The sequence below is a fragment of the Streptomyces sp. NPDC030222 genome, from assembly GCF_055573115.1.
Window position 1 is genome coordinate 60,031 of record NZ_JBVICA010000013.1, and the last position, 15,184, is coordinate 75,214.

At 68.1% G+C, this 15,184-nt stretch carries 10 protein-coding genes; all 10 read right to left on the minus strand.

Features of this window, described 5'->3' with window-relative positions; genetic code table 11:
- Window positions 1-9: 9 nt before the first annotated feature.
- The 10 genes from rpsG to rplA all read right to left on the minus strand — a co-directional run bounded on the left by rpsG (window position 10) and on the right by rplA (window position 15,116).
- The gene (gene rpsG, locus ACZ4Z5_RS19810) at window positions 10-480 is read right to left on the minus strand and encodes a 30S ribosomal protein S7 (protein ID WP_468264451.1); all 471 of its coding nucleotides are present in this window, start codon (window positions 478-480) and stop codon (window positions 10-12) included.
- A 2-nt stretch (window positions 481-482) separates the two neighbouring features.
- Complete coding sequence (gene rpsL, locus ACZ4Z5_RS19815) at window positions 483-854, minus strand: 30S ribosomal protein S12 (protein WP_003948652.1); 372 nt, start codon at window positions 852-854, stop codon at window positions 483-485.
- A 1,896-nt stretch (window positions 855-2,750) separates the two neighbouring features.
- Window positions 2,751-3,206: a helix-turn-helix domain-containing protein gene (locus ACZ4Z5_RS19820; RefSeq protein WP_468264453.1), complete on the minus strand. Its 456-nt coding sequence runs from the start codon at window positions 3,204-3,206 to the stop codon at window positions 2,751-2,753.
- A 142-nt stretch (window positions 3,207-3,348) separates the two neighbouring features.
- Complete coding sequence (locus tag ACZ4Z5_RS19825; protein ID WP_468264455.1) at window positions 3,349-3,690, minus strand: hypothetical protein; 342 nt, start codon at window positions 3,688-3,690, stop codon at window positions 3,349-3,351.
- Window positions 3,691-4,144: 454 nt separating this feature from the next.
- Window positions 4,145-4,675 carry an NUDIX hydrolase gene (locus ACZ4Z5_RS19830; protein WP_468264457.1) on the minus strand — a complete coding sequence of 177 codons (531 nt, stop codon included), beginning with the start codon at window positions 4,673-4,675 and terminating at the stop codon, window positions 4,145-4,147.
- Between the two features lie 354 nt (window positions 4,676-5,029).
- The gene (locus ACZ4Z5_RS19835; RefSeq protein ID WP_468264459.1) at window positions 5,030-8,929 is read right to left on the minus strand and encodes a DNA-directed RNA polymerase subunit beta'; all 3,900 of its coding nucleotides are present in this window, start codon (window positions 8,927-8,929) and stop codon (window positions 5,030-5,032) included.
- 97 nt (window positions 8,930-9,026) lie between these two features.
- Window positions 9,027-12,512 (minus strand): DNA-directed RNA polymerase subunit beta, encoded by a 3,486-nt coding sequence (rpoB, locus tag ACZ4Z5_RS19840; RefSeq protein WP_468264461.1) that lies wholly within the window; start codon window positions 12,510-12,512, stop codon window positions 9,027-9,029.
- 553 nt (window positions 12,513-13,065) lie between these two features.
- Window positions 13,066-13,449 carry a 50S ribosomal protein L7/L12 gene (gene rplL, locus ACZ4Z5_RS19845; RefSeq protein ID WP_468264463.1) on the minus strand — a complete coding sequence of 128 codons (384 nt, stop codon included), beginning with the start codon at window positions 13,447-13,449 and terminating at the stop codon, window positions 13,066-13,068.
- Window positions 13,450-13,560: 111 nt separating this feature from the next.
- On the minus strand, window positions 13,561-14,091 hold the full coding sequence (rplJ, locus tag ACZ4Z5_RS19850) for a 50S ribosomal protein L10 (RefSeq protein WP_468264465.1): 531 nt from the start codon (window positions 14,089-14,091) through the stop codon (window positions 13,561-13,563).
- 302 nt (window positions 14,092-14,393) lie between these two features.
- Window positions 14,394-15,116, minus strand: coding sequence for a 50S ribosomal protein L1 (rplA, locus tag ACZ4Z5_RS19855; RefSeq protein WP_468264467.1), 723 nt, complete (start codon window positions 15,114-15,116; stop codon window positions 14,394-14,396).
- Window positions 15,117-15,184: the final 68 nt, after the last annotated feature.

A 15,184-nucleotide genomic window follows, 5' to 3' on the forward strand; every position in this document is an offset into this window, starting at 1 on the left:
GGGGTGCGACTACCAGCGGTAGTGCGCGAAGGCCTTGTTGGACTCGGCCATCTTGTGCGTGTCCTCGCGCTTCTTGACCGAAGCACCGAGGCCGTTGGCGGCGTCGAGCAGCTCGTTCATCAGACGCTCGGTCATGGTCTTCTCGCGACGGGCGCGGGAGTAGCCCACGAGCCAGCGCAGCGCGAGGGTGGAGGCGCGGCCGGGCTTGACCTCGACCGGAACCTGGTAGGTGGCACCACCGACACGGCGGGACTTGACCTCGAGCGCCGGCTTGACGTTCTCGAGGGCGCGCTTCAGCGTGATGATCGGGTCGTTGCCCGTCTTCTCGCGGATGCCTTCCATGGCGCCGTAGACGATGCGCTCAGCGGTGGAACGCTTGCCGTTGAGCAGGATCTTGTTGATCAGCGAGGTCACCAGAGGAGAACCGTAAACCGGGTCGATGATGACCGGGCGCTTCGGGGCGGGGCCCTTACGAGGCATTCTTACTTCTCCTTCTTGGCGCCGTAACGGCTGCGGGCCTGCTTGCGGTTCTTGACACCCTGGGTGTCGAGGGAACCGCGGATGATCTTGTAGCGAACACCCGGCAGGTCCTTCACACGGCCACCACGCACGAGCACGATGGAGTGCTCCTGCAGGTTGTGTCCCTCACCCGGAATGTAAGCGGTGACCTCGATGCCGCTGGTCAGACGCACACGCGCGACCTTACGCAGGGCCGAGTTCGGCTTCTTCGGGGTGGTCGTGAACACACGCGTGCAGACGCCGCGACGCTGAGGGGAACCCTCGAGGGCGGGCGTCTTGTTCTTCTCGACCTTGTCCTGCCGGCCCTTGCGGACCAGCTGCTGGATCGTAGGCACTACTTCTCCGGTTTCTGTGTGCCGTATGGGTAAAGCTAACCTGGAACGTTCTCCGACCCACGCGGTCGGGTGTGTCGAATGCTGCGAGCCCCCGCACGAAGCGAAATGGGCGCAGATTACGGTGGCCGGTTCAGGCTCGCCACGCGGTTGAAGGCACGCACGGGAGCCCAGGCACACCCCAGGCACAAGGTCTGAGCGTACCTAGCGCATGGACTCCGGTCAAAACAAATGCCTGCGCGCGGGAGTCCCTCCGATGCACTGCGTATGCGCCACCCTTCCGACGGACGGACGGATCATCGCGCATCGTCGCCTGGTCCCGGCGAACGGTACGGGCGCGGCGGCCGCGGGGGGCGCAGTCTCGGTATCGTCGGAACTTTCGACGTACGGCTCTTCCGTACGAAGGCGGGCTTCCCGGAGGGATTCGCGGGGGCCTGCCCCTGGGGGCCGGCGGAGGGGTTCTCGGGGGTCGGCTCCCGGGAGCCTGCGGAGGGATTCGCGGGCGCCCGGTCCAGGGAGCCGACGGACGGATTCGCCTGGGATCGCTCAGGGGAGCCCATGGAGGGCTGCGCACGGGCCTCCGGGCGGATGCCCCGGCTGGTCCTCCGGCGGGCCTTCCGGGGCGCCTTCGAGGGCGCCTCCGCGGGGGCACCGGAGGGCTGCGGTCCAGGATCCGCGGCACGGCTCTCCCCGGGGCCCTGTTCCTTCCCCAGGACCTGCGCGAGGTCCCCGGCCGCGCTCCCGGCCGCGTTCTCCGGGAACACCTCCCCCGGGCCCTCACCCGCGCCCCCTGGACGGCGGTTCCCCCGCCCCCTCCCCGCATACCCGGCGGCGGCCTCCACATGACCCGTCGCCGATTCCTTCGCGGACCCCTCGGCTCTCCTCGCAGGGCTCTCCGCCTCCCCCGTAGGGCTCTCCGTCCCCTTCGGGCGGCTCTCCGCCTCCCCCGTAGGGCCGGAGCCCTCCGTCGGACCCCTCTTCGCAGGGTTCTTCGGGGCCTCCACGAGGCTCGCCCCCGCATGCCCCGCATGCCCCGCATCCATCGCGGAACCATCGCCGGATCGGCCGCCGGGACGGTCCACGGCGGCCGGGGGCGCGCCGCCGTCGGCAGCGGAGGACAGCGGCTCCACGCGGGAGGACGCCGACCGGACGGGCCCCGCGGCGTCGGCCCGTGGCGGCACGTGCGGGACCGCACCGGCCGGCGGCGGGGGCACGTCGTCGACCCCGGATTCCGGCACGGCGCGCCCGGCGGACGCGGACCCACTGGAGGACGCGGACCCACTGGAGGGCGCGGGCCGAGGCGTCGGACCCCGCTCCGGCGGCTCCGAGGGGCCGCCCGCCGCGCCGTCCCCTCCCATGGGCCGGCGCGGCTCTGGGAAGCCCCTGAGCGCCTGTTCGCGCTCGTGGCGGTCCTGCGGGAAGGGAATCACCGCGGCCTGGCCCGGCGTACGGCCGACCAGGGTCAGCCTGCGCGCCTGGGCCGCGTGCAGCGCCGGCTCGTACTCGGCCGCCGCGTCCCGCCACCCACTGGCGTACGCGCGGAGCTCACGGCGTTCGATCTCCGAACGCAAGAGCACGACGACGTCCTCGGGCGCGTGGTCCTTGAGGTGTTCGCCGAGGGAGGCCAGCAGGCCGGGCAGGTCGTCCGGCGGCGGGGTCAGCGGTGACGGCTCGTCACCCGGGGCGCGGGGACGGCTCTTGGCCGATGATTCGTCGGTCGGCCGTGAGCGCTCCTCGCCCTCGGCCATACCGTCTCACTTTCGGGTCCCATCACTGCCGGTGCCGCCGGTCTCCGACGACGTCCGCCTGTACGGGGTGGGGGGAGACAGGCCGGGACAGTTTACTCGGCTTTACAGCGCTCGCGGATGAGACGGTTCGTCAAATGGCCCATACGACACGTCAGTCGGAGACGAGAGGGGTCATCCGCTGCTCACGCTGGGAGGACGCCGCAGCCGGGAGGAACTGGCCGGCGACCTTGATGAACATCTCGCGCTGCTCGGGCGGGACGCCCAGACCGATCGCGGCCTCTTCGAGGGTCAGCGGACGGACCCCGGACCCGCCGGCGGACGCGGTCCGGGGCGGTCCGGGGAGGGGAAGGTCCTCCTCGGTCAGCCGGCCCGAGCGGATCAGCATCTCGCGCACCGGAACGTCCAGTACATGGGCCAGCCGCCGGGTCGTCTCCAGATCGGGCATGCTCTGGCGCTGCAGCAGGCGGGTGATCGCCGCCCGGTGCACGCCCGCCTCGTCCGCGAGGCGGGACTTCCCACCACCACGGGGACTGTCGATGTCGAAACCGCGCCGCCGGATCAGGTCCTCGACCCAGCCCGCGAACTGCTCCAGTTCGCTGATGGTCATGAGTGTCGCCTCCCTCCGAAGCAGGATTAGGGTAGCGCGCTTGCGCGCACAGAATTACCCGCTTGCGAGGGCTTCCTGTGTGGATTTTGTCAGGAATGAGGCGTCGCTTAAGTTGCGCGCTCACGCGCAATGCTCATGTGCGTCAGGGCTCCACATCATGGCCACCCTGCCGGGAGGCTCCCGGACCCGGCATGTACAGGACCCCGGCGTCATCCGCCGGCGCCCCGGCGGCCAGATCCATCGCCTCACGCCAGCCGGCGGCGAACCCGCGCACCTCCACATCGACGGCCACGCGTGCACCGACCTTGCTCACGACCGCGGTGAGCGTACGGGCCATGTCCGCGGTGTACGCCCCGGCCTCCCCCGCCTCGGCCGCCACCTCCACCACGGCGGCCACCACGTCGGCCATCCGTTCACCGGCACTACTGCCCATCGCACTCCCCTTCTCGCCCACCGGCACCCCGGGGTCCGCCAGAATAGCCACCTTCTCGAATACGTGTTCGATATCGGTAGCCTAACGCAGCCACTCCCGGACGCGCCCCGCCAACACGGCCCACCGCACCCTCGAATGCGGACGCACACCCCAGGTGCGAGAACGCGCGACCCGAGCCGCACTCGCCCGCAGTCACCTCGGCCGTACGAATGACGCCTGCGCCGTCCGCGCAGCGCACAGCGCGGATCCCGTCCGGGTCCCGTACGAACGGGTGGCGCCGGAAAACGTCTGCGGCCGGGGTGCTCCCGGCCGCAGACGGGGAATCAGAGGCGCGAGATGTACGCGAAGGACCCGACGCGGTTCACCCGCAAGGAGATCACCGACTCACCGGCTCGGAAGCGAAGCATCCTGGCCGACATCGACCGGTTCGGTCCGCCGCAGGGCTGAGGGGCCTTCCGGGAGCGGCACGGGGGGCGCGGGCCCGGGAAAGGCGCGGGCTCCCGGGCTAGTCCCTCACGTCCAGCAGGAGCGCCATCACGCCGACCAGCGTCGCGCCGCTGACGATCTCCCGGCGGGCGATCAGGCCGGGGATGTCGGCCAGCGGTATCCACTCCACCCGGTCCGACTCGTTGCGTTCCGTGGGCTCGCCGACGCGCCGCGCTCCGTCCGCACGGAACACGAAGTGCTGGGAGTCGGTGATCCCGGCTGCCGGCTGGGCGTAGATCAGCTCCCGCATCTCCTCCGGGCGCCACCCGGTCTCCTCCTCCAGTTCCCGTGCCGCGGCGTCCACGGGGCTCTCGCCGTCCTCGACCAGGCCCATGGGCAGCTCCCAGGCCCAGGTGTCCGTGACGAAGCGGTGGCGCCACATCATCAGGACTCGCCGCCGCTCGTCCACGGCCGCCGTGACGGCGATGTCCCTCAGCCGTACGACGTGGTAGTCGGCGCGAGCGCCGTCCGGCTGTTCCACGTCCAGCGACCGCAGCCGCACCCAGGGGGTGTCGTGGAGCGTGCGCTCGCCGTGGACGGTCCATCGCATGTCGTGCCTGCTCTCAGTGATGTCGGATCGGGCAGAGGGCGTTGACGCCTCGGAGGTGAGGGACATCCGTACCCGATGTGCGTATGGCCCTCGAATCGCCGATTGACGTGCATTGACCTGGGTGATCGTACGCAGCAGCCTTCACAGGTCGGTGATCCGAGCACCCTTCGGCCCGCCCGTGCCGACGGTCCCGCCGGCTCGGCAGCGGGCACATTCGTCCCTTGGCCGGAAGAAGTGGCCGGCCCCGCGTGGCCAGGCCGCCTCCGGCTCCGCCGTGACCGCGCGGTCGCCGCACCACACGCCGAAGGGCGGCCACCCCACGGGGTGACCGCCCTTCGTCAGACGTGAGCCGCCTTACTGGTTGTACGGACCGTAGTCGTAGTCCTCCAGCGGAACGGCCTGGCCGGAGCCGGTGCCGAACGGCGAGTAGTCGATGTCGTCGTAGCCGACGGCCGAGTACATCGCGGCCTTGGCCTCCTCGGTCGGCTCGACCCGGATGTTGCGGTAGCGGGACAGACCCGTACCGGCCGGGATGAGCTTACCGATGATGACGTTCTCCTTGAGGCCGATCAGGGAGTCCGACTTGGCGTTGATCGCCGCGTCGGTCAGAACCCGGGTCGTCTCCTGGAAGGACGCCGCCGACAGCCACGACTCGGTGGCGAGCGAGGCCTTGGTGATACCCATCAGCTGCGGACGGCCGGAGGCGGGGTGACCGCCCTCGGTGACCACACGACGGTTCTCGGTCTCGAACTTCGAGCGCTCCACGAGCTCGCCCGGCAGCAGCTCCGCGTCGCCGGACTCGATGATCGTCACACGGCGCAGCATCTGCCGGATGATGATCTCGATGTGCTTGTCGTGGATCGACACACCCTGCGAGTTGTAGACCTTCTGGACCTCGCCGACCAGGTGGACCTGGACGGCCCGCTGGCCGAGGATGCGCAGCACGTCGTGCGGGTTGGTGGCACCCACGGTGAGCTTCTGGCCCACCTCGACGTGGTCGCCCTCGCCCACCAGCAGACGGGCACGCTTCGAGATCGGGTACGCCGTCTCGTCGCTGCCGTCGTCCGGGGTGACGACGATCTTCTTGGTCTTCTCGGTCTCCTCGATCCGGACGCGGCCGGAGGCCTCGGAGATCGGGGCGACACCCTTCGGGGTACGGGCCTCGAAGAGCTCGACGACACGCGGCAGACCCTGGGTGATGTCGTCACCGGCCACACCACCGGTGTGGAAGGTACGCATCGTCAGCTGGGTACCGGGCTCACCGATGGACTGCGCGGCGATGATGCCGACCGCCTCACCGATGTCGACCAGCTTGCCGGTGGCGAGCGAACGGCCGTAGCACATGGCGCAGGTACCGACGGCGGACTCACAGGTCAGGACCGAGCGGGTCTTGACCTCCTCCACGCCGGCCGCGACCAGCTGGCCGATGAGCACGTCACCGAGATCCACGCCCGCGGGGGCGAGCACCTTGCCGTCGACGACGACGTCCTCGGCGAGGCAGCGCGCGTACACGCTGGTCTCGACGTCGTCGGCCTTGCGCAGCACGCCCTCTTCGGACCTGACGGCGATCTTCAGCTTGAGGCCGCGGTCGGTGCCGCAGTCCTCCTCGCGGATGATGACGTCCTGCGAGACGTCCACCAGACGACGGGTCAGGTAACCCGAGTCGGCGGTACGCAGAGCGGTGTCGGCGAGACCCTTACGGGCACCGTGGGTGGAGATGAAGTACTCCAGCACGGAGAGACCCTCACGGAACGACGCCTTGATGGGCCGCGGGATGGTCTCGTTCTTCGCGTTCGACACCAGACCACGCATACCGGCGATCTGCCGCATCTGCATCATGTTTCCTCGGGCACCCGAGTCAACCATCATGAAGATGGGGTTCGTCTTGGGGAAGTTCTCGTTCATCGCCTCGGCGACCTTGTTGGTCGCCTCGGTCCAGATCTGGATGAGCTCCTGGGTGCGCTCCTCCTTGGTGATCAGACCGCGCTCGTACTGCTTCTGGACCTTCTCGTCCCGGGCCTCGTAGTCGGCGACGATCGCCTTCTTGGCCTCGGGGACGACGACGTCCGAGATGGCGACGGTGACACCGGAACGGGTCGCCCAGTAGAAGCCGGCCGCCTTCAGGTTGTCGAGCGTCGCCGCCACGATGACCTTGGGGTAGCGCTCGGCCAGGTCGTTGACGATCTCGGAGAGCTGCTTCTTGCCCACCGAGTAGTCGACGAACGGGTAGTCCTCGGGCAGCAGCTCGTTGAACAGCGCCCGGCCCAGCGTGGTCTTCAGCCGGAAGCTGTCGCCCTGCTGCCAGGTGGTCTCGCCGTCCTCGTCCACCGGCGGGGTCCAGCCGCGCGGCGGGACGGTGCCGATCGGGAAGCGGATGTCGATCTTCGCCTGGAGCGAGAGCTCCCGGGCGTCGAACGCCATGATCGCCTCGGCGGTGGAGTTGAACGAACGGCCCTCGCCGCGGACCTCCCGCTCCTCCTCGTCGGTGGTGAGGAAGAACAGGCCCAGCACCATGTCCTGGGTCGGCATGGTCACCGGACGGCCGTCGGCGGGCTTGAGGATGTTGTTCGAGGACAGCATCAGGATGCGGGCCTCGGCCTGCGCCTCCGCGGACAGCGGCAGGTGCACGGCCATCTGGTCACCGTCGAAGTCCGCGTTGAACGCGGTGCAGACGAGCGGGTGGATCTGGATGGCCTTGCCCTCGACCAGCTGCGGCTCGAAGGCCTGGATGCCGAGGCGGTGCAGGGTCGGTGCACGGTTCAGCAGCACCGGGTGCTCGGCGATGACCTCTTCGAGCACGTCGTACACGACCGTGCGGCCGCGCTCGACCATGCGCTTCGCCGACTTGATGTTCTGCGCGTGGTTCAGGTCGACCAGGCGCTTCATCACGAACGGCTTGAAGAGCTCCAGCGCCATGGCCTTGGGCAGACCGCACTGGTGCAGCTTCAGCTGCGGGCCGACGACGATGACGGAACGCGCCGAGTAGTCGACACGCTTGCCGAGCAGGTTCTGACGGAATCGACCCTGCTTGCCCTTCAGCATGTCGCTGAGGGACTTCAGCGGACGGTTGCCGGGGCCCGTGACCGGGCGGCCGCGGCGGCCGTTGTCGAACAGCGCGTCGACGGCCTCCTGGAGCATCCGCTTCTCGTTGTTCACGATGATCTCGGGGGCACCGAGGTCGAGCAGACGCTTCAGTCGGTTGTTGCGGTTGATCACACGGCGGTACAGGTCGTTCAGGTCGGAGGTCGCGAAGCGGCCACCGTCCAGCTGCACCATCGGACGCAGGTCCGGCGGGATCACCGGGACGCAGTCCAGCACCATGCCCTTGGGGCTGTTGCTGGTCTGCAGGAAGGCGGAGACGACCTTGAGGCGCTTGAGCGCACGGGTCTTCTTCTGGCCCTTGCCGGTACGGATGATCTCGCGGAGGCGCTCGGCCTCCTCCTCCAGGTCGAAGGACTCCAGGCGCTTCTGCAGCGCCGCGGCACCCATCGAACCGTCGAAGTACGTGCCGAAGCGGTCACGCAGCTCGCGGTAGAGCAGCTCGTCGCCCTCCAGGTCCTGGACCTTGAGGTTCTTGAAGCGGCTCCACACCTCGTCGAGGCGGTCGGCCTCGCGCTGGGCACGGTCGCGCAGCTGCTTCATCTCGCGCTCGGCACCCTCGCGCACCTTGCGGCGCACGTCGGCCTTGGCGCCCTCCGCCTCGAGCTCGGCGAGGTCCGTCTCGAGCTTCTTGGCGCGGGCCTCCACGTCGGCGTCGCGACGGTTCTCGATCTGCTGGCGCTCGACGGAGACGTGGGCCTCCAGCGAGGGCAGGTCACGGGTGCGGCGCTCCTCGTCGACGTACGTGATCATGTACGCCGCGAAGTAGATGACCTTCTCCAGGTCCTTCGGGGCGAGGTCGAGCAGGTAGCCCAGCCGCGACGGAACGCCCTTGAAGTACCAGATGTGGGTGACGGGAGCGGCCAGCTCGATGTGGCCCATCCGCTCACGACGCACCTTGGCGCGGGTCACCTCGACGCCACAGCGCTCGCAGATGATGCCCTTGAAGCGGACGCGCTTGTACTTGCCGCAGTAGCACTCCCAGTCCCGGGTGGGGCCGAAGATCTTCTCGCAGAAGAGTCCGTCCTTCTCGGGCTTCAGGGTGCGGTAGTTGATGGTCTCCGGCTTCTTGACCTCACCGTGGGACCACTGTCGGATGTCGTCCGCGGTCGCCAGGCCGATCCGCAGCTCGTCGAAGAAGTTGACGTCGAGCACTGTTCGTCAATCCCTCTTTCGGGGTCGAGTCTCAATCTTGGTCTGTACGGGGTCCCGGGGAGGCGGGGGCTCTTCGTGAGAGTCCCCGCCAGACCCGTCAGACCTCTTCGACGCTGCTCGGCTCGCGCCGGGACAGGTCGATGCCGAGCTCCTCCGCCGCGCGGAAGACGTCCTCGTCGGTGTCGCGCATCTCGATGGACATGCCGTCCGAGGACAGCACCTCCACGTTGAGGCACAGGGACTGCATCTCCTTGATGAGCACCTTGAAGGACTCGGGGATGCCGGGCTCAGGAATGTTCTCGCCCTTGACGATGGCCTCGTAGACCTTCACACGGCCGGTGACGTCGTCGGACTTGATGGTCAGCAGCTCCTGGAGGGCGTACGCGGCGCCGTAAGCCTCCAGCGCCCACACCTCCATCTCACCGAAGCGCTGGCCACCGAACTGGGCCTTACCACCCAGCGGCTGCTGGGTGATCATCGAGTACGGACCGGTCGACCGGGCGTGCAGCTTGTCATCGACCAGGTGGTGCAGCTTGAGGATGTACATGTACCCGACCGAGATCGGGTCCGGGAACGGCTCGCCGGAGCGGCCGTCGAACAGCCGGGCCTTACCGGTCGGCAGCACCATGCGGTCACCGTCCCGGTTCGGGATGGTGTGCTGGAGCAGACCGGCCAGCTCGTCCTCGCGGGCACCGTCGAAGACCGGGGTCGCGACGTTGGTGCCCGGGGCGACCTGGTCGGCGCCGATGGCCTGGAGGCGCTGGGCCCACTCGTCGGCGAGGCCGGAGACGTCCCAGCCGCGGCTGGCGAGCCAGCCGAGGTGGATCTCCAGGACCTGTCCCGGGTTCATTCGGGACGGGACACCCAGCGGGTTGAGGATGATGTCGACCGGGGTGCCGTCCTCCAGGAACGGCATGTCCTCGATCGGGAGGATCTTGGAGATGACGCCCTTGTTGCCGTGACGGCCGGCGAGCTTGTCACCGTCGGTGATCTTGCGCTTCTGCGCGACGTAGACGCGGACCAGCTGGTTCACGCCCGGCGGCAGCTCGTCGCCCTCCTCGCGGTCGAAGACGCGGACGCCGATGACCTTGCCGGTCTCGCCGTGCGGCACCTTCAGCGAGGTGTCACGGACCTCACGGGCCTTCTCACCGAAGATCGCGCGGAGCAGGCGCTCCTCCGGGGTCAGCTCGGTCTCACCCTTCGGGGTGACCTTGCCGACCAGGATGTCGCCGGCGACGACCTCGGCACCGATGCGGATGATGCCGCGCTCGTCGAGGTCGGCGAGGACCTCCTCGGAGACGTTCGGGATGTCCCGGGTGATCTCCTCCGGGCCGAGCTTGGTGTCACGGGCGTCGACCTCGTGCTCCTCGATGTGGATCGAGGAGAGGACGTCGTCCTGCACGAGGCGCTGCGACAGGATGATCGCGTCCTCGTAGTTGTGACCCTCCCACGGCATGAACGCCACGAGCAGGTTCTTGCCGAGGGCCATCTCACCCTGCTGGGTGGCCGGGCCGTCGGCGAGGACCTGGCCCTCGACGACGCGGTCGCCCTCGTCGACGACGACCTTCTGGTTGACGGAGGTGCCCTGGTTGGACCGGGAGAACTTCGCGACGCGGTACGTGGTGTACGTGCCGTCGTCGTTCGCGACGGTGATGTAGTCCGCGGAGACCTCCTGGACCACACCGTCCTTCTCGGCCTTGATGACGTCACCGGCGTCGACGGCGCAGCGGTACTCCATGCCGGTACCGACCAGCGGCGACTCCGCCGTGATCAGCGGCACGGCCTGGCGCATCATGTTCGCGCCCATGAGGGCACGGTTGGCGTCGTCGTGCTCGAGGAACGGGATCATGGCGGTCGCGACCGACACCATCTGGCGCGGGGAGACGTCCATGTAGTCCACGTCCGCCGGCGACACGTAGTCGACCTCGCCGCCACGGCGGCGGACCAGCACGCGGGGCTCGGCGAAGCGGAGGTCCTCGTTCAGCGCGGCGTTGGCCTGCGCGATGACGAAGCGGTCCTCCTCGTCGGCGGTCAGGTAGTCGACCTCGTCGGTGACCTGGCCGTCGACCACCTTGCGGTACGGGGTCTCGACGAAACCGAACGCGTTGACACGGCCGTACGACGCGAGCGAACCGATCAGACCGATGTTCGGACCCTCAGGGGTCTCGATCGGGCACATGCGGCCGTAGTGCGACGGGTGCACGTCACGGACCTCGAAGCCGGCCCGCTCACGGGACAGACCGCCGGGGCCCAGCGCCGACAGACGGCGCTTGTGGGTCAGACCCGACAGCGGGTTGTTCTGGTCCATGAACTGGGACAGCTGGCTGGTGCCGAAGAACTCCTTGATGGAGGCGACGACCGGCCGGATGTTGATCAGGGTCTGCGGCGTGATCGCCTCGACGTCCTGGGTGGTCATGCGCTCGCGCACGACGCGCTCCATACGCGCCAGACCCGTGCGGACCTGGTTCTGGATGAGCTCGCCGACGTTGCGCAGACGACGGTTGCCGAAGTGGTCGATGTCGTCGGTCTCGACGACGATCGAGTTGCCGTTCTCGCCGACCGTCTCGGTCTCGCCCGCGTGCAGCTTGACCAGGTACTTGATGGTGGCGATGACGTCGGCGGTGGTGAGCACGCCGGCGTTCAGCGGCTCGTCGGCGCCGAGCTTCTTGTTGACCTTGTAGCGGCCGACCTTCGCGAGGTCGTAGCGCTTCGGGTTGAAGTAGAGGTTCTCGAGCAGCGTCTGCGCGGCCTCACGCGTCGGGGGCTCGCCCGGGCGCAGCTTGCGGTAGATGTCGAGCAGCGCGTCGTCCTGGCCCTGGGTGTGGTCCTTCTCCAGGGTGGCGCGCATCGACTCGTATTCGCCGAACTCCTCGAGGATCTGCTCGGTGGTCCAGCCGAGCGCCTTCAGGAGGACCGTGACGGACTGCTTGCGCTTGCGGTCGATACGGACACCGACCATGTCGCGCTTGTCGATCTCCATCTCCAGCCAGGCACCCCGGGAGGGGATGATCTTGGCGGAGAAGATGTCCTTGTCGGACGTCTTGTCGATGGAGGAGTCGAAGTAGACACCCGGCGAGCGGACCAGCTGCGACACCACGACACGCTCGGTGCCGTTGATGACGAACGTGCCCTTGTTCGTCATGAGCGGGAAGTCGCCCATGAAGACCGTCTGGGACTTGATCTCACCGGTCTCGTTGTTGGTGAACTCTGCGGTGACGAAGAGCGGCGCCGCGTACGTGAAGTCGCGCTCCTTGCACTCGTCGATGGAGTTCTTCGGCGGCTCGAAACGGTGGTCGCGGAAAGTCAGCGACATCGACCCGGAGAAGTCCTCGATCGGCGAGATCTCCTCGAAGATCTCTTCCAGACCGGACTTGGTGGGGACGTCCTGTCCATTCTCGAGAGCTGCCTCGACGCGAGCCTTCCATGCGGCGTTGCCGAGCAGCCAGTCGAAGCTCTCGGTTTGCAGCGCAAGGAGGTTCGGAACCTCGAGGGGCTCCTTGATCTTTGCAAAGGAGATGCGCAGCGGGGCGGTGCTGGCGCCGGTGTTCGTATTGGCGGTCGAGGCGTTGCGCGAGGCGGCCAAGAGGGGGTCCTTCCGAGGGCTCGGACTCACTACGCGCGTACCGGTCCCAAGCCAGGCACCATGACGGACGATCCCGATCCGGCCAAAAGGCCAGGTCAGGACGGTTCGGCCGATGATGCTCCAGCGTGGGCATGCCCCTGGTGACGGGCAGGAGGCAGCTAACAGGCAGCGCAAAGGGTCAGTGTAGCCATACGGCCCACTGATGTCCAGTGCGGGTTCTGAGAGACCCTCGTTCTTCTCAACACCTGCGACAAAGCTTCCCTCTTCGCCGTCGATCCATGCCTCGGATCCGGATCGTTGTGACGACGCGTCCTGAGAATTGCGCGCTGCGTGCGGTTCGTCAAGGCCCCCCAGGCCACCCGGGCTCCTGCGATCGTCACGGCCTGTGGGGGACTGTACGGGGCGCACGGCGAAGATCACCATACCCGCCGACAACGACATGGCAACGCAGCGCCGCCCGGAACACCGAAGGGCGACCACCCGAACGGGTGATCGCCCTTGGTGATGCCACGCGCCCTGCGGCGCTTGGCAGCGAGTCAGAGACTCAACAAGGTCACTTGACCTCGACGGCCGCACCGGCAGCCTTGAGGGACTCGGCAGCCTTCTCGGCGGCCTCCTTGTTGACCTTCTCGAGGACCGGCTTCGGGGTGCCGTCGACGAGGTCCTTGGCCTCCTTCAGACCCAGGGAGGTCAGCTCACGCACGACCTTGATGACCTGGATCTTCTTGTCGCCGGCGCCGGTGAGGATGACGTCGAACTCGTCCTTCTCCTCCTCCTGCTCGGGAGCGACGCCCGGGCCGGCGGGGCCGGCAACGGCGACCGCGGCGGCGGCGGTGACGTCGAACTTCTCCTCGAAGGCCTTCACGAACTCGGAGAGCTCGATGAGGGTCATCTCCTCGAACTGAGCGAGCAGGTCTTCCTGAGAGAGCTTCGCCATGATGGGCGATCCTTCCACTAATTCGGCAGGTGCCGAGATGTATCGAAAGGCGGGCGTAACGGCCCGCTACGACCCGCGCACTAGGCGGCGCGGATCAATGCGCGAGCCGAATTACTCGGCACCGCCCTGCTCGGCGAGCTTGACGCGAAGCGCTTCCGCGGTGCGGACGAACTTCGACGGCAGCGCCTGGAAGAGCGAGGCAGCCTGGGACTGCTTGCCCTTGAACGCGCCGGCCAGCTTGCTGAGCAGAACCTCGCGGGACTCGAGGTCCGCAAGCTTCTTGATCTCATCGGCGGAGAGCGCCTTGCCCTCAAGGACACCGGCCTTGATGATGAGATTCGGGTTGTCCTTGGCGAAGTCACGCAGGGCCTTGGCCGACGTCACCGGGTCACCGGTGACGAAGGCGACCGCGGTCGGACCAGCGAAGTGCTCGTCGAGCGCGGTGATCCCGGCCTCGTTGGCCGCAATCTTGGTCAGCGTGTTCTTCACCACGGCGTACTGGGCGTTCTCACCGAGCGAGCGGCGCAGCGTCTTCAGCTGCGCAACGGTGAGACCCCGGTACTCGGTCAGCACAGCAGCGTTCGAGCTGCGGAACTGCTCCGCAATCTCGGCTACCGCGGCAGCCTTGTCGGGCCTTGCCATAGAGCGTCGGCCTCCTTCCGGGTGATGAGGACCGCTCGGAAGGAGCTGACAAAACGAAACGCCCCGGGCGCAGGCGCACGGGGCTTCGCTCGACCGGACGATGTCCGGGAGCTCTCCTCTGTCACCTGCGCGGGCCGTCCACGTTCAGCGGATCCTTCGGCCACCGCCCCCTCACGGGAACAGCGACAACCAGCGGTCTTTGGCTTCCGTGGAACAGTACGTGAAGGGGGTGCCGACAAGCAAATCGGGCCCCGCACCTGTGGAAGGTGCGGGGCCCGATGCCACTCGGTGAGCCGTCAGGCTCAGACCGCGGCCGGGTCCTCCTCGACGAGGAGGTTGCGGGTGCGGTTGGGGTCGACCGGGACGCCGGGGCCCATCGTGGTGGTGATGGAGGCCTTCTTGACGTACCGGCCCTTGGCGGCGGACGGCTTCAGACGGAGGATCTCCTCCAGCGCGGCGCCGTAGTTCTCCACCAGCTTGGTGTCGTCGAAGGACACCTTGCCGATGATGAAGTGCAGGTTCGAGTGCTTGTCGACGCGGAACTCGATCTTGCCGCCCTTGATCTCGGTGACCGCCTTGGCCACGTCCATCGTCACGGTGCCGGTCTTCGGGTTCGGCATCAGACCACGCGGACCGAGCACACGGCCGAGGCGGCCGACCTTGCCCATGAGGTCCGGGGTGGCGACGACCGAGTCGAAGTCCAGGCGGCCCTTCGCGACCTCGTCGATCAGCTCGTCGGCGCCGACGATGTCGGCGCCCGCGGCACGCGCGGCCTCGGCACGGTCGCCGGTCGCGAAGACCAGGACCCGGGCGGTCTTACCGGTGCCGTGCGGAAGGTTCACGGTGCCACGGACCATCTGGTCGGCCTTCCGCGGGTCGACACCCAGGCGGAGGGCCACCTCGACGGTACCGTCGAACTTGGTGGAGGAGGTCTCCTTGGCGAGACGGACGGCCTCGAGCGGGGCGTAGAGCTTGTCCCGGTCGATCTTGGCGTCCGCAGCGCGGAGAGTCTTGCTGCGCTTCACTTCTGCTCCTGTTTTGTCTTGAGCGTGGAGTCGTGGTCCGGGCCGGCGCTGGCCCTGCCACTGAAGGG